The sequence below is a fragment of the Vibrio gazogenes genome (assembly GCF_002196515.1).
Taxonomy (GTDB): domain Bacteria; phylum Pseudomonadota; class Gammaproteobacteria; order Enterobacterales; family Vibrionaceae; genus Vibrio; species Vibrio gazogenes_A.
Genome location: NZ_CP018835.1, coordinates 382,238 through 403,347, shown reverse-complemented (window position 1 = coordinate 403,347; position 21,110 = coordinate 382,238). Strand labels below are relative to the sequence as shown.

The following is a 21,110-nucleotide window of genomic DNA, read 5'->3' as shown; positions in this document are numbered from 1 at the left end:
AGCGATGAGTGAAATAATTGTACGCCGTGATCGCCGCATTGAATGGATTATGCGTAACCGGCTTCATCCACAACATGACAGCTTTGTTACGCAGCCGACAGAGGAAAGAGGCCCGAGCGGTCTCCTGCGCCGCTATCCGCACCGCGTCGGTTTTATCGGTCCGAACGGCCTCAAGCGAATTGATCGTCTGCATGGCAGTGGGGCCCCGTCATTTTCAGTCCGTTCTCAGGGTGCTTCAGCCGAAGTTCAGTTGCCGTTACATACGGTTGCCGAGCCTGACTATTATATTGTGGTTGTACCGGATATGCCGGGCGGCCGCTTAAGCAGCCATGATCGTGATGTCCTCGGGCAGGCGCATCAGCTTGTTCAGCAGCACGCTGGTGCTGGCGCTGTGATGGCGGTTGTTTTTGGGCCTCACCGTGAAACTCAGTTTGATACCGCCGGTGTTGACCGTTTGCTAAATCTTGCCGATGACATCTATACCGGATATTGCCCGGAACAGAAAGTCGCCGCACTCGAACAGGTTGAGGCGCAATATGTACCGAAACACTGGTTGTTCCCGGACAGTATTTCCGGTGGATTTGAGCTGGGCGCACGCCTGACCGCGCGGATTGGTGAACGCCCCGCGACCCAAGCGTGGCAGGTAAATTCGCAACAGACCGTTTGCCGTGCTGCCGGTGGACGGAGTGATATCAAACGTGCAACGCCGCGATGCCTGCTGTTGGCAGAAGAGTGCGCACCACAAATTGATGAAACCCGTCACGAGGCGCTGGCCGTCACACTTGAAGCCACGACATCAATTCAGCCGACGATTGCAGATTTGGGGCAGGTTGCCATCGATCCGCAGTCCGTTCCTTTGACCGAAGCTGAATTTATCCTTTCTGCCGGAAACGGCATCCATGATTGGGAATTATTCCACCATGCAGCACAAGAGCTCGGTGCCACTGAGGGCGCGAGCCGTGTCGCCGTAGACAATGGATTTATGCCGCGTTTCAGACAGGTTGGTGCGACGGGGTCTTGGGTGACCGCTCGGGTTTATATTGCAGTGGGGATTAGTGGTGCAATTCAGCATCTGCAAGGCATTGGCGGATGCGACAAAGTGATTGCCGTCAATACCGATCCCGGATGTGACATGGTGAAACGCGCTGATTTGAGTGTGATTGCTGACAGTCATGAGTTGCTGGCAGCGTTGGTTTCACTGATCGAGAATCACCAGAAAGAGGAACTCAAGGATGCAGCCTAGTTTAACCAAATCATTCGTTGTTAAAACCCTGGTCTCGATTGGTGCCCATCCTGACTCTGGCCGTCCGCGTCGGGCGATGACCGATTCCAGAGCGGTAGAGCTGGCACTCAATCTGCCTGACAGCGAACTGGAAGTGATTCATGCCGGTGATCCGGCGCATCCGGCCCTTGGTTATTACAGTGGTATGGGGTTATCCCGTATTCGTGTTCTGGCACAGGAAGCACAGGCGGATGCCGTGGAGACATTAGCCCAGTATCTGCAACAAGAGATGCCAGACATTGTCCTGACCGGGACACGCGCTGAAAGTGGCGAATCGTCAGGATTATTACCTTTTTTTCTCGCTCAAAAGCTTCAATGTCCGGTGGTCGTCGGGATTGCAGAAATTCTTTCGATTGAAAACGGACAGGCGAAAGTGCTTCAGGCTTTGCCTCGCGGGCAGAGACGTGCTTTGAGCGTTTCTCTACCTTTTGTTGCCAGCGTCGATATGGCGGCACCCCAGCCAAGGCAAAGTGCTTTCGGCATTGCCCGCCGTACGCAAATTGACGTGAGTAAGGTCGATAGTATGACACTCGATCATGAGTGGATGAATTGGGAGGAAACCCCCGCGAAAGCGAAAGTAAAACGTTTGAAAGTGGTGAAAGCCAAAACGGCAGCCGATCGGTTCAAGGCTGCAACTGCAAAAACGACGTCTTCAGGTGGGCAGGTCATGAAAGATCAGCCAGTCAGCGAGATGGCTAAGGCGGTGTTTGATGTATTGCTTGAAGAAGGCGTCATTCGTCAAAAATAACAAGCGTATTCCGGTAACAGGAATTCACCGGATGAAAAGCGAACGTCTGTACATCTTGTGACAGATGGTATTGATGAGGGATCGCATGAAAACGACTATAGATTCTCCAAAACGTCGCAAACCCGTATCACGGATTCAGTATGATACTGATTATTGTGCCGGGCAGGATAACGTTAAGATTTGGGGGTTGGACATTCACAACCCTGTATTTGGGATTAGCGTGGGTTTGATACTGTTATTTATTATTCTCACTTTGATTTTTCCTGAAGGCGCAAAAACGGTACTGACACAAGCACGTAGCTGGTCAATTGGTCACTTTGACTGGTTATTTATGGCAGGTTGTAATCTGTTTGTGCTCTTTTGTTTGGTATTGCTGGTTTTACCCGTCGGCAAAATCCGGCTTGGTGGCGTTGATGCTACCCCGGAATTTTCAACCCTATCTTGGTTTAGTATGCTATTTGCTGCCGGAATGGGTATCGGCTTGATGTTCTGGAGTGTTGCCGAGCCCGTTGCTTACTATACGGATTGGTACGGTACGCCATTGAATGTGGCACCGCGTACCGAAGATGGTCGGGCATTGGCGCTCAGTGCAACCATGTATCACTGGGGATTACACCCGTGGGCTATCTATGCAGTGGTTGGTCTGGCATTGGCATTTTTTGCTTATAACAAAGGGCTGCCACTGACGATTCGCTCCGTCTTTTATCCTATTTTCGGCAAACGTTGCTGGGGCACCCTGGGTAACATCATCGATATTCTTGCTGTGCTGGCGACTATTTTTGGCCTGGCAACCTCTTTAGGGTTTGGTGCACAGCAAGCGGCTGGCGGTCTCAGTCACCTCTTTGGGATTAGTAATGGTCTCGGCACGCAGATTGCATTTATTGTCGTCGTCACCTTGATCGCGATTATTTCCGTCTCCCGCGGACTGGACGGTGGGGTAAAAATCCTGAGCAATATCAATATGCTGATGGCGGGCAGTCTGATTGCACTGGTGATTGTTGTCGGCCCGACACTGTCGATTTTCCAGACGGTCGGCACCATTGCCAAAGGGTATGTCGAAAACTTTATGCCATTATCGAACTGGATGGGGCGGCAAGACACCGAATGGTTCCATGGCTGGACCGTGTTCTACTGGGCATGGTGGGTATCGTGGTCTCCGTTTGTCGGCATGTTTATCGCACAGGTTTCCAAAGGACGCACCGTGCGTGAATTCGTGACAGCGGTATTACTGATCCCGACACTGGTTACGGTTTTATGGATGAGTGTCATGGGAGGAACCGCTCTTGAGCAAGTCACCCATGGTGTGGGAGAGCTTGCGAACGGGATCAGTGACGTTTCTAAAGCAATGTTCCAGATGTTTGATCATTTGCCGATGGCATTTTTACTCTCTACACTTGGTATTCTGTTGGTTCTGCTGTTTTTCGTCACATCCTCGGATTCCGGGTCGTTGGTGATCGATAGCATTACTGCTGGCGGTAAAACCGATGTCCCGACAGCACAGCGAGTATTATGGGCATCATTGGAAGGGGTGATTGCGATTGCCTTGTTGTTGGGCGGAGGGGATCAGGCTCTGACAGCCCTGCAAGCCGGTGCAATCACCACTGGGCTACCATTTACACTGGTACTGATTTTGATGTGTTGGAGTCTGTACCGGGGGCTAGCAACAGAGAAACATTTATATTGACACTCACCAATATAAATTGACGCGATATAAGGATGAACGCGCCTTAATGAGTTCAGAAATCAGGGTTTAGACGCGAACCCTGAATCATTCAATATCAAGGAGAGAAATGATGATGTATGCCGAATTGGTCGATATGGAGGATTTCACTTTTATGATGGGGAAATTCGGAATTTCGGCCAGTCACCAAAATACAGCCAATCAAGTCCACACGGATAGTGATGAACTCAAAGGACAGATCAAGGCTTGGTTAAATCAGGCCGATGAACGTGCGTTGTGCGCTTTCTGGGAAACCATCGATCGCATTGAAGATGATGGTATTCTCTTGCCGGATGTCGAAAATATTATTTGTTGGAGTCGCCAGTATTACGCTTCTCGTTAGTTAGTCGCTTCACCGATTCAAGGCCTCGTCAGAGGCCTTTTTACTGTTATTCGTCTCCTCATGATTCATTTTCTGGTTACTCATTCACTCCCTGTTTCACACCAAAAATGAGAGATGCATTCAATAAAATGCATCTGGTAATGAAAGTGAACTGATAAAGGCTGAACTCGGTAAATTAAATTGAATACAATAGCAAGTTGTTGAATAAATCATCATCGCGCGCTTGGCGGGTTTATTTGGAGATCAATCAGCCGTGGCGACGCAAATTAGAACAAAACATCGACACTCTCAAATCAAACATCAAAGGTTTTCTTCATGGCAACGTTAGGTTTCAGGCTCACGATCAATGGGGTCAATGATGCGTCATTGGTGGTTCGTGACTATCAGGGATTTGAATCTGTTTCAGCATCGGTGGACGCCAGCGGGCATCCGGTTTATGGCTATCGTTATCATCTCGAACTCGCCAGTCGCAACAGTGATTTGAGCTTTGAGCAACTGGTCGATACCACCGCGCTGCTTGAAGTGCTGCGCAACGGGCAGGTGGTGCAGAAAGTGCATGGCATCATCCGCAATTTTAGCCGTGGCGATACCGGCCATCACCACACCTTTTATTCCCTGACGCTGGTGCCGTCGTTCGAACGACTTTCACTGCGCCACAACAGCCGGATTTTCCAACAGAAAAGTGTCCCGCAAATTCTCTCGGTGCTGTTACAGGAAATGAACATCACCGACTATGCCTTTTCCACCAAGCGCGAATGTCTCCCGCGTGAATTCTGCGTGCAATACCGCGAAACCGATTTAGATTTCTTCCACCGCCTCGCCGCTGAAGAAGGGCTGATGTACTACTTTGCTCACGAAGCAGACAAACACACGCTGGTGGTGACCGACAATTCGGAAGGCTTTACCCGTCTTGGTGGCACGGTGCCGTATAACGTATTGTCCGGCGGCGTGTCTGAGACCCCGTATGTGTCGGCGATGACTGCGCGCAAGCAGTCTGAAGTCAGCTCGGTGTGGATGCAGGATTACAGCTTTAAAAAGCCGACCTACAGTTTTAAACAGTCGGTTGAAGCCAGTGATTTAGACTATCAGTTGCCGAATTATGAATATTATGACGCACCGGGGCGTTACAAAGACGATGCCAGCGGCAAAGCGTTCAGCCAAATCCGCCTCGATGCGCTGCGATGCAATGCACATACTGCTAGCGGCAAAAGTAATCAGGCGATGCTTCAGGCCGGGGTGCGGTTTGACCTCAGCGACCACCTCGACACGGCGATGAATCAGAACTGGCTGCTGGTACAGGTCGCGCATCAAGGCAGTCAGCCCCAGGCGCTGGAAGAATCTGGTGGCAGTGGTGCCACCACGTATGCCAACCAGTTTACCGCCATTCCCGGTGATAACTTATGGCTATCACCCGTCACGCATAAACCGCGGGTCGACGGCACGATGATCGCCACGGTGGTCGGCCCGGCCGGAGAAGAGATCTACTGTGACGAGCATGGCCGCGTCAAGCTGCATTTCCCGTGGGATCGCGAAAGCAACGGCGATGAGCTGAGCTCGTGCTGGGTGCGGGTGTCACAGCAGTGGGCGGGCAGTCAGTACGGCATGGTGGCCGTGCCGCGCATCGGTCACGAAGTGATTGTTGATTTTCTGGAAGGCGATCCGGATCAACCGCTCATCACCGGACGGGCATTCAATGCCAGCCATGTCCCGCCTTATCCTTTACCGGCGAACAAAACCAAAACCGTGCTGCGGACCGAAACCCACCAAGGGCAGGGTTTTAACGAGCTGAGTTTTGAAGATCAGGCCGAAAGCGAACAAGTCTATCTCCATGCGCAGAAAGACACCGAAGCCCTGATTGAACATGATGCGACCACACTGATCCGTCACGACAGCCATTTAACGGTCGAGAACGACCGGTATGAACACATCAAGATGAACGACCATCTGACCGTAGACGGCGAGCAACGGATCAAAATCACCCAAGATCAGAGCCATGACATCGGCGGTGATTTACAGCAGCAAATCGGCAGCCTGACCGCGGTCGAAACCGGCAGCGCCATCACCCTCAAAAGCGGGGCGAAGATTGTAGCTGAAGCCGGCTCGGGGCTGACCTTATCGGCCGGTGGCAGCTTTATCAGCATCGACAGCGGCAGTGTCAACCTGTCCGGTGCTGCGATTAACCTCAACGCCGGCGGCAGCGCTGGCAGTGCGGTCGCTTATGGCGGTAAAGCCGCGTTGTTGCCCGGAGAGCTGGAAGACATTCAGCCAATCGCGGAAATATCTCCGATGAAGCAAGTTGCTGCATTAAAATCTGCTGCAGCGAATGTTCAGGGGCTTTGCCAAATCTGTGAAGAAATGCAAGAGGCATAATTTGATGTTACCTGCAATAGAAACCACACAGCCGCTCTATCTGTTGCTGGACGGGGCTCAAATTGATGCGCTGGCGAAACGGATTGCTTTGCTTGATGCTGCTGACCAAGTGATGCCGCTGTATGCTGGAACCCGGTTACAAGATGTTATGGAAGTTTCCCCTCTTTTAGTTCAAGTCTCATCACTGACCCCTTTTGCTGAATTATTGGCCAGTGATGAGAACAAAGACGGGTGCCTGATCCTTGAATCTGACGCTGGATTTGATGACCTGTTTCGGTACTGGCAGGCTCAGCTTTTCGCTTTATCTCCGGAAAGTTCGGAACCGATGATTTTTCGTCTGTATGATCCGCGCATTTTTGCTGCTTTTCAGAAAACAGAGCATAGCTTAGAGAAGAAACGGCTTTTCGGTCCTTGTCGTCGAATTTGGTGTTGGCATCGAAAAGAGGCATGCTGGGAAAATTTTCAGACGGAAGAAACTGTAGATAGAGAAATCTGGCAGCAGTCACCATTTGTGATGACTCAAGCGCATCTGGATGTTTTGTTTGCGCTGAAAATTGAACATTTTATCCATCAACTGCATCAGCATATTCAGTCTTATTTTCCACATTTATTACCGCTGGGTGAAACCCGTGAGGATTTCGCTCGTTTTTTGTATCAAAAATCGATGTCATTGGGGTTTGAGAGTCCGCAGTCAATTTTTTATTTTGCCAATATCTGGTGCCACCTCGGAGAGGCTTGTCTGGATAAAGCAATGTATCCGGAAGTTGCCACTTTACTTACCGAGCCCAGTCCGCAAATCCCACAGCAGCGAATAAAAACCGCTGCCCTGCAACTTGCCAATTATCAACCCAATCTGACGCATCGCGTAGCAGACTATATTTGTTGAGGTCAACATGACGGAACATATCTTATTAGCGAATAATGCCGCCGCATCCCAATCGACAGAGGATACTGGTAGCCTTACGGGAGCCTGCCCGTATATGAATCCAATGATCCAACTGGTTCCGATGCGTTATGCCATGAGTGAGGAAGGGGAAATAGTCCCTGAAAACCTCAATGCCAGTTTGTATCGAGACGGAGGTGTGCCCCAAGGGTTTCGTCCGCTGAATCCCGGTTTTCTCTATATCATCCACAGTGAAGATAAAGAGACGTTATATGAATTTGAAGTAAAAAATGATCAAAGCTTGACTGGACGTTATTTTGAAAAAGGAACGGAAGCATTTCAGAGCAGCGACCTTAAGTCGATCATCGTGCCTCGGCGAGGGATTTTACACAGTCTATTTATGCCAGTTGCGATGACACCGGAGCGAGCAGAGATTTTGCTTGGAGCAAGCAACGACCAGTCTGAACTGATGAATCGGGTCTTGTTGGGCGATGTTGACCCAATTGATGGGACAAAGGGTTTGATGCCAACAGAGAAAATTCCGGGCTGTATCGATTTTTCGACACAAAAAACAGAGTCTAGTGGTCAGTATGATTTAGGTAAGTATTTGTGGCTATCCAATTTAATTTTTCAGCCGGAAGTTCAGTCACCGGTACAGTCTTCGGTATTACCCGCATATGAAAAAGACAGTGCCGTCTTGTTGATTAATGATATTTGTGCCGATCTTGTCGAAGCCGCTGAACGGCAAAACGATTTAAAGACCCAATATAAAACTTGGTATGAAAAAGAAGTAGACGGGCACCGTAACTGTGATCGCTATGAAGTTGCGCAGTTATTGAATAACCTGATGCAGGTCGATCAGTTCTTAGCTGGGCGATTTGATTCACTACTGGATTCATTGGGGATTAGTGTCTCTGATAATGAGCAAAGGAAATCCCTGCTGGCACGGTTAGAAAAACATATCGAAATTTTAAATGATCCGAGCGAGTACCATTGGGAAGTTTCATCAACGTCAAGCCTCACGATCAATGTTGGTCATAGTGTCAATGATAAAGCGAATGCAATGGCAAAGAAACTGGCTGAGGATTACAGCATTGCTTATGACACGGCGAAAAGCACGCTGGAAAAGTGCGCCGCTGAATACAAGCAATTGATTGAGGGTGGAGCCTTTGGCAAAGACGGCATCAAAACGGTAATCCATTATGATGAGATGACCGATTTCGTGAAAAAGTGGGATGATTACAAAGTCACTGTTTCAGAGAATTTAGAACGTCTGAATCCTTATGTGAAAGGCATTGCGCCCAAGTGGTCTCTGCTGGCTGCTTATATTTCACCGGAAAATAAAGAACATTTCAAAATTAAGCTGGATTATGAAGATATTCTGACTGCTTTTTTTAAAAACAACGATGATGCGTGGTTACTGGAATATTATGCGGGTACGGATGATTTTCCGCTGTCAGTTTACGACGATATTTCCGCTGATACCACGTTTGTTTCGGTAAAAGATGCACTTAATATCAGGAAAAAATTTGTCAGTATCGGGGATGCTCTGAAAGGGGTTGAATCATTTAATGATAAAGTCCAGACAGCCAATAACCTGAATCATCTGAATCCGATCCTTGATGATGATCTAAAGGCACGGGTTGTTCAGAGTTTATCTTTGAAGAATGAAGTATTTGTTGTATCGATGACTGCAGCATTACAGGCACCGAGTGGCGAAATGAACTTTACTCAGCGTTTGAGTAATAATCTGGATAAGCTGAGTAAGGGTACAAAACAACTGCTGAATCTGAACTTTAAAATGAATGATGTTCAGTGGCATATTCCGGATCAACAAGCAGCCAATAAGCTTCAGTCGCTGCATCAGGAACTTGAACAGGTCAATAAAAATCTCAAACAGACAGAGCAGACGATCAAAACTATTAAAGGTCGTAATGATGGCATTTTGCAAATGTCAAAATCAGCTCGTCAGGCTGCCAGGGCTCAGTATGTTCGTGAGTTGCGGGCAGCAAAGGGTACTAAGACTCGTTTACTAGGTCAGTTCAGGTCAAAATATAATGAAATTATGAGTCACTCCGGCCCAGAAGTGAGCCTCGGCATCAAAAAGAGTGGTAGCTATCCGATGTCTCAGGTGATGGATGAAGCCAAGCAGATGGTTAAAAGCATCAATGCCCGAGGAACGGTTCGGGAAATGCTTATGGCGGAAGGCAAACCCGATGCCGGCAAAATCGCCAAGAATGGTATTGCTTTCCTACTGACGTATATGTACGTCTGGAGTGCTTGGCACGCGTGGGAAGCTCTGACCGATGATGACCCCCAAGAAGGAGAATTACTCACTTTTGCGGAGGCTGGGATTACCGCAACCGCGGCCGTTATTTCTTCTGCCGGTACGATTTATACCGCGTGGCTCAATGCCTCTTTGAAAGTGGGTGACGAAACGCTACAAAAAGCAACACTGGCACGTCTGGCAACATGGTCGGTTTACAGTACACCGATTGTCACCGCAATGGGTGCAATTGGAATGGGGGTTCGGACGTGGAATGCGAGTATGGATGCTTATAACTCTTGGTCTAAATCATCAACACAATTATATATATCTGTTACACGTGCCCTTGTTAGTTTTGGAGGTGCTGTCGTTGGTAGTCTTGAAGCAGTTAAATACATTTCTACAAGTTTCCGATTCTATACAGGCGCTAAAACTGCTGCTGGGGTAGTAGTAACAGCTGAAGCTGCTGTTACAGAGACATTGGCTGTTGCGGCAAAGTTTATTCGTCTAAATGTCTATTTGTGGGTGGCGTTTTTTGTGCTCGATAAGTTGTGGCAGTACTACAAGTGGCCGCCACTGGTTGATTGGGCGGATGACACCGCTTGGGGTAACGATGATCAAGGCTGGTCACTGACCAACCATTATGAAGTCTTGGCACCGCAATCGTTCGAGCCGGGAGCCAGCTATGAGGTCATCAATAATACCTACACTGATAAGCAATCTGTTGAGACCGAAGTGCAGTTGAAAATTTTTCTGCCTCAGATTGTGCTACCGACAACTGAAAACTGTAAACTGGAACTGAAAGCATTTTGCCGCGATCCGAGACGCAGATTCCGGGGGGAGTGGGTTGATGTGCTGGCGCAACTGAAAGTGGATGCGACGCTACTACCGATGAATGGGGGGTGTGAAATGACTTTTTTTGTTCGCAGTGACTGGTTAAATGAAAGATATATCAATCAAATTCGGTGCTGTGTATCGCTGCGGAGTGGTGAAAACAAATGGTATCGGAAAAACTGGGATTTTCATATGAATCAGGCAGTGTATATACCGTTTACCGACCATAATGTGCTCAGCCTCAGTCAGGAAGAAATCGATACCCCTTCGGGCTCACATCTGGTTGCATGGAGTTAAAATTATGAATGAGTTAGCCCAATCTGAAAATACTCCGATGATGTCCTGTGGGCAGAAAGTCAAAATTAACGGCATAGAGAAACTGGCGTTATCTCCTTTGCCGGTCACGAATAATCGTCAACCGATTGCTATAACCAAGTTTATTTCGGTGAATCAACATGGCTTATTGGCATTACGCAGTGTTAACTCTAGTATTGGAGTGGTAAAATTATTATTTTTTAGTCGAATATTTTTAATGGGAGTTATTGTATCTTCTTGGTTTATTTTCAGTAAAATGCTTTTGGTCTTCTTACCCTTATTAATATTATCTACTCTTTTATTAGGTGGGAGTTTGTATTTTGATTACATAGATGGAATGAAATCTGCTAGAAGAACTCTACCAGCAATATTTAACCCCCAACGAAGAGGTGTTTTTTTTTCGTGGATAAGTGGTGGTGGACTAATTCGACCTTCTTTATTTGGAGCATTCACCAGTGAAGGATATAGTCAGGGAATGCCAGATAAAGTTATATTGTCTGGGTTTTTGGGGGCTATTCTTATCTCTTTAGGGTGGACTATGTGGCTTCGTGAAAATCAAATATTTTGGTTTATTACTGGAACTATTTTAATTTTATCTGGGACTTTTCTCCTCTACTTTCCTCTCAAACCTTGGTTCACTTATTTTCGTCAGTTAAGAGCGCAGCCTCGTCAAACCGAGCAACAACAATTTATCGGTGTGCCGTGGGAGCAAGTGGCGGTTGAACTCCATCACTTAAGTGCCGTCAGTTATATTGGTTTACGGACGATGTATACGCTGAATTTTATCTGCCCTTTGCCGGGCGAGACGGATAAAAAGTATTTGATCAGTTTACCGGTGTATTCAAAAGAAGAAGGTTTGTCATTGTTTGAGTTGATCCGTGATTATATGGAGCACGGTGCACAAGGGATTGAACAGACAGCCGCTGCCAAACTGCAAACTGAAACGGCAGATTATACCCGGGCGGCTTATCGGCAGAAGATGCAGGAGATGCGCCGAAAAAATCCGCTGTTTTATCCTCTATGGCGGCTGTGGAATATTGTGACGTTACGCTACTGGGCACACTGGTATCTGGAGCGTGATTTAGATGTGCTACCAGCACAGATGATGAACCGAGAAGAAGTGGTCAACTGGTGTCAGCCACTCCCCGAATCTGAGTGGCAACCGATGAGTGCTGAACTCCAAGAAGCCAACCAACGGGTCAGAGCGTTATATGCTGTCGGTTATCAGTGGGAAAGTGAAGAAGTTCGCTCGGTACTGCAGGATTATGTGCAGGTATCGTGAGATCAATGATGTTCAATATAACGAGCCGCAACCGCAGCTCGAAAACTGGTTATCTGATGTGAAATGATGAGTGAATCTATAGCCCAATCGGAAACAATTTCTATGATGTCCTGTGGGCAAGAAGTTAAAGTTAATGGCATAGAGAAACTAGCACTGGCCCCATTGCCGATTACTAATAATAGACAACCTATTGCTGTAACAAAATTCGTGGCGATTAATAAAAAAAAATTGCTAGAAGTTCGTCGGGTTAATGCAAATATTGGTGCGGCTAAACTCATGCTCTGTGGGGGAGTCTTTTTAGCAGTAAGCATTATTTTTGTTTGGTTTATCATGAGCAAGATGCTTTTGTTTTTTCTACCGATGCCCTTATTTTTTAGTTTGTTTCTAGGTGGAACACTATACTTTGACCATAAGGATGGAAAAGAGAATGCTCGTAGAAATCTACCTGTTTTTTTTCATCCGCAAAGGCAGCAGTTACTGATTTCTAGAGAAAATAGTAACAAGGTAAATCGCCCTTCACTGTTTGGCTCAATGAACGGAGATAGTTTTAATAAAGGTATATCAGATAGAGTAATTTTAGCTGGTTTCTCAGGGGCTATTATTTTTTCACTTGGTTGGGCTAGAGCTGTTGGTCATATTGTTGATTCAAAATATGATGAAGGATTGCCTTTGACAATATCCTTTATACTTATTGGTATTTGCTGCCTCTACATCCCCCTCAAACCTTGGTTCACTTATTTTCGTCAGTTAAGAGCGCAGCCTCGTCAAACCGAGCAACAACAATTTATCGGTGTGCCGTGGGAGCAAGTGGCGGTTGAACTCCATCACTTAAGTGCCGTCAGTTATATCGGTTTACGGACGATGTATACGCTGAATTTTATCTGCCCTTTGCCGGGCGAGACGGATAAAAAGTATTTGATCAGTTTACCGGTGTATTCAAAAGAAGAAGGTTTGTCATTGTTTGAGTTGATCCGTGATTATATGGAGCACGGTGCACAAGGGATTGAACAGACAGCCGCTGCCAAACTGCAAACTGAAACGGCAGATTATACCCGGGCGGCTTATCGGCAGAAGATGCAGGAGATGCGCCGAAAAAATCCGCTGTTTTATCCTCTATGGCGGCTGTGGAATATTGTGACGTTACGCTACTGGGCACACTGGTATCTGGAGCGTGATTTAGATGTGCTACCAGCACAGATGATGAACCGAGAAGAAGTGGTCAACTGGTGTCAGCCACTCCCCGAATCTGAGTGGCAACCGATGAGTGCTGAACTCCAAGAAGCCAACCAACGGGTCAGGGCGTTATATGCTGCCGGTTATCTGTGGGAAAGTGAAGAAGTTCGCTCGGTACTGCAGGATTATGTGCAGGTATCGTGAGATCAATGATGTTCAATATAACGAGCCGCAATCGCGGCTCGAAAACTGGTTATCTGATGTGAAATGATGAGTGAGTTAGCCCAATCTGAAAATACTCCGATGATGTCCTGTGGGCAGAAAGTCAAAATTAACGGTATAGAGAAGCTGGCGTTATCGCCCTTGCCGGTCACTAATAATCGTCAGCCGATTGCTGTAACCAAATCCATTTCGGTCAATCAACATGGATTATTGGAATTACGTAGTGTTAATGCTGCTCCAGGCTTGATACAGATGTTGCTGCTCATCGTATTATTGGCTCTCGGTTTTATCACTGGTTTTTGGATCTTTGGATTGATGTATTTTTTATTACCTATTTTACCAGTTCCGGTCTTGTTTACCTTATTTGTGGGGGGAGGGATTTATTTACAGTTTAAAGATTCTGCTGATAGTGCTTGTAAAAATATACCAGTAATTTTTCATCCTCAGAAGCGAGAATTGTTAATCTCAAGAGTCAAATCAGCTGGCCTTATTCGACCTTCTTTTTTTGGTAATATAACAAGCAAAGGTTATAGCGAAGGTATGTCAGATCTCACCCTCTTATCTGGGTTTGCTGGATTTGCTTTATTTTCTGCAGGGTGGGGATTATTTTTTGCTGAAAGGGAACTTTCCACCGCTTGGTTGATAACCGGTATTATTTTTTTGTTAGGAGGTGCATTACTAATATATATCCCCCTCAAACCTTGGTTCACTTATTTTCGTCAGTTAAGAGCGCAGCCTCGTCAAACCGAGCAACAACAATTTATCGGTGTGCCGTGGGAGCAAGTGGCGGTTGAACTCCATCACTTAAGTGCCGTCAGTTATATCGGTTTACGGACGATGTATACGCTGAATTTTATCTGCCCTTTGCCGGGCGAGACGGATAAAAAGTATTTGATCAGTTTACCGGTGTATTCAAAAGAAGAAGGTTTGTCTCTGTTTGAGTTGATCCGTGATTATATGGAGCACGGTGCACAAGGGATTGAACAGACAGCCGCTGCCAAACTGCAAACTGAAACGGCAGATTATACCCGGGCGGCTTATCGGCAGAAGATGCAGGAGATGCGCCGAAAAAATCCGCTGTTTTATCCTTTATGGCGGCTGTGGAATATTGTGACGTTACGCTACTGGGCACACAGGTATCTGGAGCGTGATTTAGATGTGCTACCAGCACAGATGATGAACCGAGAAGAAGTGGTCAACTGGTGTCAGCCACTCCCCGAATCTGAGTGGCAACCGATGAGTGCTGAACTCCAAGAAGCCAACCAACGGGTCAGGGCGTTATATGCAGCCGGTTATCAGTGGGAAAGTGAAGAAGTTCGCTCGGTACTGCAGGATTATGTGCAGGTATCGTGAGATCAATGATGTTCAATATAACGAGCCGCAACCGCGGCTCGAAAACTAAATCAACCAATCAATCATCACACCAAATCTGATTCATCCGGCTCTTCATGATAGCGCACGTAATGGGTGGTAATCAGATTATTCAGATACAGCAGCACATTGCGCAGCTCTTGACTATTGTGCCGCTGTTCGGCTTCAAATATTTCTTCTAACTGGCGCAGATATTCGCGGGCTTTTTGGGCGAATTGGTGATCGTAAGGGATGGTTTCGTACATAGGTTATAACCTCTGTTTGCGATGAAATTCAAACCACCACGCAAAGGTTCCTAATCTTTAGGTGGTGAACTAGACAAGGTTAGGAACAACCGCTCGCAATACACGGTGCGCCGAAGCGCCCTAGCCTAGCTCACCAAAGTGGAAGTGTGCCAAAGCCCAACGTAAAAATCTAGCAAAGAGCAGATTTTTACGTGTATGCGAACAGAATGCGGGGTTCCTAATCCCAGCACCGGATTTTGCCAGTGCAGAGCGTAGGTTATCTGTTTTTGGGAAAATAAAAGTATTAAAAAAGTATGAGATTTTGGGTGTAGGTTCTCAAAATAATCAGCCGATGAGCGTTTCAGCGAATTTGAGTACAGTTTTAAAAAGGAATTGGACAGATGTTTGTCAGCGGCTTTCCTAAATTAGCAATTTATGGATAACTACAAGTTTGGAAAGTCGTTAGCTTTATGTCCAGTATCAAAGGTGCAGATCACAACTCTATCTAACACTTTCATTTTAGAGCTAAACCAAACCTGACACTCTGTTTCGTGACAAAAGCAGACTTTAACCCTTACAAATTTACACCATGTAAAAAATGGTTATTTCTTCGTTGCTCTCCCTCGCTGCTAACTACATTAAAAAATCCTCTGCTAACATCGTCTGAAACATCAATAATGTGTTTTAACGCAGAAAGCGTCTTAAATTGCTTGCTAGTTAAGCCTGCCTTATCAAGCACTAATTGCTCGTCATTTACATCTTTTAAGTAAGAAAAATACTTACCTAAAAAGCCTGCTATAATATCAGATAGTTGAACAGCCTCTGAGTTGTGGGATGTAACGAATTCATGATTATGTATTGGCATGCCATTATCAGTTAACGGGAAATCTTTAACGTCATCCTGAATGCTTTTTTCTTCATCAAATATGTGAATGGAATTTTTAAATATATACAGATTTCTTAAATAAAATACCATAAAGCTATCGATCAGTACTCGACCATGAAATCCCGATATGAACGGTAGACTTTCGATTCTCAGAGATTCTTTAACCAAATTTTCGAGCACATTCGCTCGAAAATTAGACAGCATACAACTGTGTATGCATGTAAAATCGATAAGCCATAAGCAAAACTCATGAGCTTTTTCTTCTGGAATATCTGGATAGTTAAACTCATGTAGAGCATTCAGAAAAACATCAGAATTGCTATTGGCAAGTTCATAAAAATCGCTTTTAAGTGACATGTGATTCATGATATAAAAAGGATGATCTAACTCACCAATAATAGAATCAATAATGTCAATAATAGACCAGTATATGATATTAAGATTAAAATAATGAATGTAGAATTTGTTTTCGATGAGCCAGTTTAGAATAATTAAAAGCTTATCAGATTTAAGCATATCCAAAAAATCACCCTTAGCAATATGCTTGAGCTTTAGCTCCTGAGCACTTTTTTGAAGATTAAGCATTTTAAATAGAGTTGAATAATCACTGCCAGTGCTGAACCCTTTGTGCAGTATGCCTGCAAGAATGAAATTATCCGTCTTGTTAACATTAAAACCAGAATCTTTTAAATATAGCTTTCGGATGTTATTCGTTTCATCATAATAAAACGTATAGACTTCATCAGTATTTCTAAGATCATTATACTTGATGAGCATCTCTCTAAGCTCATTTACATCCATTTTATTCCCCTTATGCAATTCTCAAAAGAAGGTCAATTTCGATATTTATCCGTTTATTTTTATTTCTAGACTGCCTACATTCGTATAACGTTTTGATAAATGACAACAATCAGTGCAATCGTAGTAAAAAAAGGAAGTAGCCAACAAAATATCGTTTTGACTAAAGCTAAAAATGAAGATTCAAATTTTACTGCGATTAGTAATTCCAAAGGAGTTTGAACTACTACCTTTTTTCTTGCTGAACGATATGATGTCCAAGTCCCTGTATTAACTGTAGGGTGTGACCAGCCTAGTAAAATCGCTTTTGATACACGATCTCTTTTGTTGCCAGTTGTTTCTTGAAGTTTGTGATTAACATAATAAATTAGTCTAGAGTGTGACTGCGATATCTTTTTCTGTTCATTTTTAAGTACTTTCCAGTTAAAAATACAACACGCAAAGCCAAGGATAATCGCTACTAATTGAGTAATCAGCTCTACTTTAGGCACCGTGACATTATTAATAGTTACTACGCCGAGGTTGAGTGACAGAGATTCAAATGTAATCCCCAGCTTCATTGCCAAAATTAAAGCAAAGACAGTATAAAAATACATTTCCACACGTTTAAAGTCTAACAAGCTACCTCCTGTCGTTTAACACTTTGAATAGCTACTGAATCAGTTGATAGAAGCGTGTCATATGGATAATCATATTGATGCATTAGGGGAATTTGGTCAAATATAGATAACTAGGTGTAGCGTGATTAGTTGCTCTAAAGGGAAAAGGGGTATGAATGAGTTACCACCTTTTTAATCATTAAAATCCTCTCTCAAACAATATACCTACGATGCCCAACATGTGATTCAGTCGCGCGAGCTGGCCGGTGGGGCGGTGTTCCGCTGGGAATGGCAGGGCGAAGGGAAGGATGTTCGGGCGGTGCGCCAGTACAGTAACCTGACGCAGGTCGATACCCGCTATGACTGGGATGAAGAGGCCGGGACGGTGACGCTGACCAACAGCGACGGCTCGCAGCAAGTTTACCAGCATGATGAAAACGCGCGGCTGATTAAAGAAGTGGACGGCAGCGGCGGGGAGTACCTCAAGGCCTATGATGACAAAGGGCGGCTGACTAAAGAGACTGATGCGCTCGGCAATGTCACCGAATCGGTGTACAACGATGCCGGTGAGTTGGTCGCTAAAATTGCGCCGAACGGACTGACAACCCATTTTTCATACCGGAACGGCTTGCTGACTCAGGTGCAGCAGGACAAAGCCGTGTGGCGTTACCGACATGACCGCTGGGGTCATATCACCGAGCAGACCGACCCGCTCGGTCATACCACCACTTACGATTACAACGACCACGGCCTGATTGAGAAAATCACTTATCCGGATGGTGACATTCACCAACTGACCTGGAGCCGCAACGGTCATCTGGTCGATGAGACCACCCCGCAGGGGGAAGTGATTCGTTACCGCTACGATATTCTGGGGCGGTTGCGGCTGCGTCATGACAGTCAGGGCGTTACAGAGCTCTCCTATGACCGCAGCGGGCGGTTGACCAAACAGGTATTGCCGGGCGGGCAGACCCGCTTTTATGAATACAACGCCTATAACAAGGTCACCAAGTTCACCGATGAGCAGGGCAGAGCCACTACCTACGATTATGAGTTCCCGCTGCATCTGGTGACGCAGAAGACCAACCCGGACGGCAGTACGGTCCAGTATCGTTATGACAACCCGTTCCACTTTGTCAGTGCCATTATCAATGAGCGCGGTGAGCGCTATCAGATAGACTACACGCCGACCGGCCATGTCCAGCGGGAAGTGACCTTTGACGGGCGTCAGTTTGTCTATGAATATGACGCGCACACGCAACTGACGGCAAAAACAGAAATCGGCAGTGAAGGCACCGAGCTGACGACCCGTTACGCGTATGACGCACAGGGCAAGCTGATTGAGAAAACCCTGCCGGATGAATCGACAATTCAGTACAGCTATGACTTACTCGGCAATCTGACCGGGGTGGATGACGGCCGTTGGCCGCTGGCGTATGCCTATGATGTGCTGGGCCGGTTGACTACCGAGCATCAGGGGTGGGCAACCACCGGTTATCGTTATGATGCGCTGGGCCACATCACGGCTCAGTTACTGCCGGACGGGCAGCAGCTTGACTATGACTTCCAACACGGGCGGCTGCATCAGGTCAATCTGAACGGTCACTGCCTGACACAACACCAATATCAGGTCAGTGGTCTGGAAACCCGCCGGACGCAGGGGGCGCTGAGCAGTCATTTTCAGTATGATGAAACCGGTCGCCTGACCGAGCATCGGGTCAGTCAGGCTCAGCAACAGACGTTGTTCCGCCGTTATCAGTACAACCGCTCGGGGAACTTAACGCAGGTGGAAGATAACCTGCGTGGGTTGACACAATATCACTATGACCCGTTAGACCGTCTGACGCAGGTGCGCGGCAGCCTGAGTGAGAACTTTGCCCACGACCCGGCAGGCAACCTGATACAGAGCCGGCAGAGCAATGTTGAAGGCAACCGGCTGCTGTTTCAGGGAGACCGACACTATCAGTATGATGAATTTGGTAATCTGATACAGGAAGCGCGCGGCACCAATCAGTCCCTCATTACTCGCTATCAATACGACGGCCAGCACCGCCTGACTCACGTTGAAAAGCCCGACGGCACCCTTGCGGAATACCAATACGATGCCTTTGGCAGAAGAACCCATAAAACGGTCACTGACAAAACCGGTCACCAGACCACCACTGAGTTTTTATGGCAGGGTGACAAGCTGCTGGCCGAATCGGGTGAGCATCACTATCAGACCTATCTGTACGAATACGGCAGCTTTAAACCGCTGGCGCTGGTCACCGGTGAAGGGGCGGAGAATGCAACACCGTACTTCTACCACCTTGACCAAATCGGCACCCCGCTGGAAATCACCGATGCAGAAGGCCGTGTTGCCTGGTCGGTGGATTATCACAGTTACGGCAATGTGGCTTACCAGCGCAAGGCCGAAATCGTCAGCCCACTACGTTTTCAGGGGCAGTATTACGATGAAGAAACGGGTTTACATTACAACCGCCATCGTTACTATAGCCCTGACTCCGGTCGGTTTATCACCCCGGACCCAATTGGCCTCGCGGGTGGTTTAAACAACTACCAGTATGTGGTGAATCCGACGGGATGGGTGGATCCGCTGGGGTTGAATCAGTGTGAGGGGAGTTGTGCAGGGAACCCCCAAATTAATGCTGGGACAATTCCTCAAGAGACTGTTGATAAAGTATTAAGTATAAAAAAAGGGGAAAGACCTCTTCCTGAAACCTACTTATCACAAGAATATAGAGATGCGCACGCAGCATTATTTAAAAATGGTGTGGCACGAATTCAGCCTTCAGCACCTACGGGAAAAATTGGTTACGATGAAACATGGGTTATGCCAAAAACTACAGCCCTTGATGCGATAGAAAAAGCTAATGGTAATCCAAGAGTTTTAGAGAAATTGCTAGGGATGGATCCCAATTATTTGGGTGATTCTCCGGTACTAATTGATATTCCTAAGCCTAAAAGCTATAGAATTCCTAGTGGAAACGAATATGCAGCTTATGACGACTACTGGCGTCCCGGAGGTTTTACATACCCTGGAGGATTGCCTGAAGCTGTTATAGATCCTGTTCTCCCTAATCAATATTCAGTTCATTTGATTTTTAAAAAGTAATTATTTATGAAAGAAAAAATTTATGATGAAGATAATATTGCCATATTTAAAAATGATGGGAAATATTACATAAGATATGATGCTGGTGCTCATCAAGTTGCTATTCGAGAGGATGAGATTAATGAAGAAGAAGCTAGTATGATTATTAATGATAGAAGTAAATTGATGAAGGTTTTACGTTCATTGCAAGAACACTTGATAAAAAAGGGTGAAAAACCATATATATCTAATGTTTGATTTTACATTTTTATATGGAATCCTAATCGAGCCGCAATAGCGGCTCGAAAACTGAATCGACCAATCAATCATCACACCAAATCTGATTCATCCGGCTCTTCATGATAGCGCACGTAATGGGTGGTAATCAGGTTATTCAGATACAGCAGCACGTCGCGCAGCTCTTGACTATTGTGCCGCTGTTCGGCTTCAAATATTTCTTCTAACTGACGCAGATATTCGCGGGCTTTTTGGGCGAATTGGTGATCGTAAGGGATGGTTTCGTACATTATTTGACTCCTGGATAGTGATCAAAATAATTTCACCACAGGAGTTCCTACGCTCGGGTGGTGAACTGGAACAAGGTGTAGGAATGCCGTAATCCAGGACACGGCCAGCCAAAGCTGCCTTGCCCAGCTCACCATAATTCAGATGTGCTGAGGCCGCATATAGTAAAAAACCA

At 46.3% G+C, this 21,110-nt stretch carries 16 protein-coding genes; 12 read left to right on the top strand and 4 right to left on the bottom strand.

Going from position 1 to position 21,110, the window contains the following annotated elements; all coding sequences use genetic code 11:
• The first annotated feature begins 4 nt into the window (after positions 1 to 4).
• The 10 genes from BSQ33_RS01835 to BSQ33_RS01790 all read left to right on the top strand — a co-directional run bounded on the left by BSQ33_RS01835 (position 5) and on the right by BSQ33_RS01790 (position 14,791).
• Positions 5 to 1,243 (top strand): electron transfer flavoprotein subunit alpha/FixB family protein, encoded by a 1,239-nt coding sequence (locus BSQ33_RS01835; RefSeq protein WP_021021288.1) that lies wholly within the window; start codon positions 5 to 7, stop codon positions 1,241 to 1,243.
• On the top strand, positions 1,233 to 2,030 hold the full coding sequence (locus BSQ33_RS01830) for an electron transfer flavoprotein subunit beta (RefSeq protein WP_021021289.1): 798 nt from the start codon (positions 1,233 to 1,235) through the stop codon (positions 2,028 to 2,030). Before BSQ33_RS01835 ends, BSQ33_RS01830 begins: the two co-directional genes overlap by 11 nt.
• A gap of 85 nt (positions 2,031 to 2,115) precedes the next feature.
• Positions 2,116 to 3,714: a BCCT family transporter gene (locus tag BSQ33_RS01825; RefSeq protein ID WP_088133129.1), complete on the top strand. Its 1,599-nt coding sequence runs from the start codon at positions 2,116 to 2,118 to the stop codon at positions 3,712 to 3,714.
• Positions 3,715 to 3,820: 106 nt separating this feature from the next.
• Entirely contained in the window at positions 3,821 to 4,093 is a 273-nt protein-coding gene (locus BSQ33_RS01820) for a hypothetical protein (RefSeq protein WP_141650701.1), read from the top strand.
• Between the two features lie 315 nt (positions 4,094 to 4,408).
• Positions 4,409 to 6,463, top strand: a complete 2,055-nt coding sequence (locus tag BSQ33_RS01815) for a type VI secretion system Vgr family protein (protein ID WP_088133128.1) — start codon at positions 4,409 to 4,411, stop codon at positions 6,461 to 6,463.
• Positions 6,464 to 6,467: 4 nt separating this feature from the next.
• Positions 6,468 to 7,349 (top strand): DUF4123 domain-containing protein, encoded by an 882-nt coding sequence (locus BSQ33_RS01810; RefSeq protein WP_157721342.1) that lies wholly within the window; start codon positions 6,468 to 6,470, stop codon positions 7,347 to 7,349.
• A gap of 7 nt (positions 7,350 to 7,356) precedes the next feature.
• Positions 7,357 to 10,743 (top strand): toxin VasX, encoded by a 3,387-nt coding sequence (locus tag BSQ33_RS01805; RefSeq protein WP_088133126.1) that lies wholly within the window; start codon positions 7,357 to 7,359, stop codon positions 10,741 to 10,743.
• A 556-nt stretch (positions 10,744 to 11,299) separates the two neighbouring features.
• The gene (locus BSQ33_RS21505) at positions 11,300 to 12,043 is read left to right on the top strand and encodes a hypothetical protein (protein ID WP_157721341.1); all 744 of its coding nucleotides are present in this window, start codon (positions 11,300 to 11,302) and stop codon (positions 12,041 to 12,043) included.
• A 63-nt stretch (positions 12,044 to 12,106) separates the two neighbouring features.
• Positions 12,107 to 13,420, top strand: coding sequence for a hypothetical protein (locus BSQ33_RS01795; protein ID WP_157721340.1), 1,314 nt, complete (start codon positions 12,107 to 12,109; stop codon positions 13,418 to 13,420).
• Between the two features lie 63 nt (positions 13,421 to 13,483).
• On the top strand, positions 13,484 to 14,791 hold the full coding sequence (locus tag BSQ33_RS01790; protein ID WP_088133123.1) for a hypothetical protein: 1,308 nt from the start codon (positions 13,484 to 13,486) through the stop codon (positions 14,789 to 14,791).
• A 65-nt stretch (positions 14,792 to 14,856) separates the two neighbouring features.
• Here BSQ33_RS01790 and BSQ33_RS01785 read toward each other — a convergent pair whose 3' ends face one another.
• The 3 genes from BSQ33_RS01785 to BSQ33_RS01775 all read right to left on the bottom strand — a co-directional run bounded on the left by BSQ33_RS01785 (position 14,857) and on the right by BSQ33_RS01775 (position 17,337).
• The gene (locus tag BSQ33_RS01785) at positions 14,857 to 15,054 is read right to left on the bottom strand and encodes a hypothetical protein (protein WP_021021299.1); all 198 of its coding nucleotides are present in this window, start codon (positions 15,052 to 15,054) and stop codon (positions 14,857 to 14,859) included.
• A 553-nt stretch (positions 15,055 to 15,607) separates the two neighbouring features.
• Positions 15,608 to 16,720 (bottom strand): DUF3800 domain-containing protein, encoded by a 1,113-nt coding sequence (locus tag BSQ33_RS01780; RefSeq protein ID WP_088133122.1) that lies wholly within the window; start codon positions 16,718 to 16,720, stop codon positions 15,608 to 15,610.
• 74 nt (positions 16,721 to 16,794) lie between these two features.
• Positions 16,795 to 17,337 carry a hypothetical protein gene (locus BSQ33_RS01775; RefSeq protein WP_157721339.1) on the bottom strand — a complete coding sequence of 181 codons (543 nt, stop codon included), beginning with the start codon at positions 17,335 to 17,337 and terminating at the stop codon, positions 16,795 to 16,797.
• Between the two features lie 220 nt (positions 17,338 to 17,557).
• Here BSQ33_RS01775 and BSQ33_RS01770 point away from each other — a divergent pair, with 220 nt between their 5' ends.
• Positions 17,558 to 20,431 (top strand): RHS repeat-associated core domain-containing protein, encoded by a 2,874-nt coding sequence (locus tag BSQ33_RS01770; protein ID WP_088133120.1) that lies wholly within the window; start codon positions 17,558 to 17,560, stop codon positions 20,429 to 20,431.
• A gap of 6 nt (positions 20,432 to 20,437) precedes the next feature.
• Positions 20,438 to 20,668 (top strand): hypothetical protein, encoded by a 231-nt coding sequence (locus tag BSQ33_RS01765; RefSeq protein ID WP_021021573.1) that lies wholly within the window; start codon positions 20,438 to 20,440, stop codon positions 20,666 to 20,668.
• A gap of 71 nt (positions 20,669 to 20,739) precedes the next feature.
• On the opposite strand, the gene BSQ33_RS01760 is transcribed toward BSQ33_RS01765, so the two are convergent.
• On the bottom strand, positions 20,740 to 20,937 hold the full coding sequence (locus BSQ33_RS01760) for a hypothetical protein (protein ID WP_088133119.1): 198 nt from the start codon (positions 20,935 to 20,937) through the stop codon (positions 20,740 to 20,742).
• Between the last annotated feature and the right edge of the window lie 173 nt (positions 20,938 to 21,110).

Bases quoted from the DNA above. Each gene is read 5' to 3' on its own strand.
- BSQ33_RS01835 (WP_021021288.1), top strand. From the start codon at position 5: ATGAGTGAAATAATTGTACGCCGTGATCGCCGCATTGAATGGATTATG.
- BSQ33_RS01830 (WP_021021289.1), top strand. From the start codon at position 1,233: ATGCAGCCTAGTTTAACCAAATCATTCGTTGTTAAAACCCTGGTCTCG.
- BSQ33_RS01825 (WP_088133129.1), top strand. From the start codon at position 2,116: ATGAAAACGACTATAGATTCTCCAAAACGTCGCAAACCCGTATCACGG.
- BSQ33_RS01820 (WP_141650701.1), top strand. From the start codon at position 3,821: ATGATGATGTATGCCGAATTGGTCGATATGGAGGATTTCACTTTTATG.
- BSQ33_RS01815 (WP_088133128.1), top strand. From the start codon at position 4,409: ATGGCAACGTTAGGTTTCAGGCTCACGATCAATGGGGTCAATGATGCG.
- BSQ33_RS01810 (WP_157721342.1), top strand. From the start codon at position 6,468: ATGTTACCTGCAATAGAAACCACACAGCCGCTCTATCTGTTGCTGGAC.
- BSQ33_RS01805 (WP_088133126.1), top strand. From the start codon at position 7,357: ATGACGGAACATATCTTATTAGCGAATAATGCCGCCGCATCCCAATCG.
- BSQ33_RS21505 (WP_157721341.1), top strand. From the start codon at position 11,300: ATGTGGCTTCGTGAAAATCAAATATTTTGGTTTATTACTGGAACTATT.
- BSQ33_RS01795 (WP_157721340.1), top strand. From the start codon at position 12,107: ATGATGAGTGAATCTATAGCCCAATCGGAAACAATTTCTATGATGTCC.
- BSQ33_RS01790 (WP_088133123.1), top strand. From the start codon at position 13,484: ATGATGAGTGAGTTAGCCCAATCTGAAAATACTCCGATGATGTCCTGT.
- BSQ33_RS01785 (WP_021021299.1), bottom strand. From the start codon at position 15,054: ATGTACGAAACCATCCCTTACGATCACCAATTCGCCCAAAAAGCCCGC.
- BSQ33_RS01780 (WP_088133122.1), bottom strand. From the start codon at position 16,720: ATGGATGTAAATGAGCTTAGAGAGATGCTCATCAAGTATAATGATCTT.
- BSQ33_RS01765 (WP_021021573.1), top strand. From the start codon at position 20,438: ATGAAAGAAAAAATTTATGATGAAGATAATATTGCCATATTTAAAAAT.
- BSQ33_RS01760 (WP_088133119.1), bottom strand. From the start codon at position 20,937: ATGTACGAAACCATCCCTTACGATCACCAATTCGCCCAAAAAGCCCGC.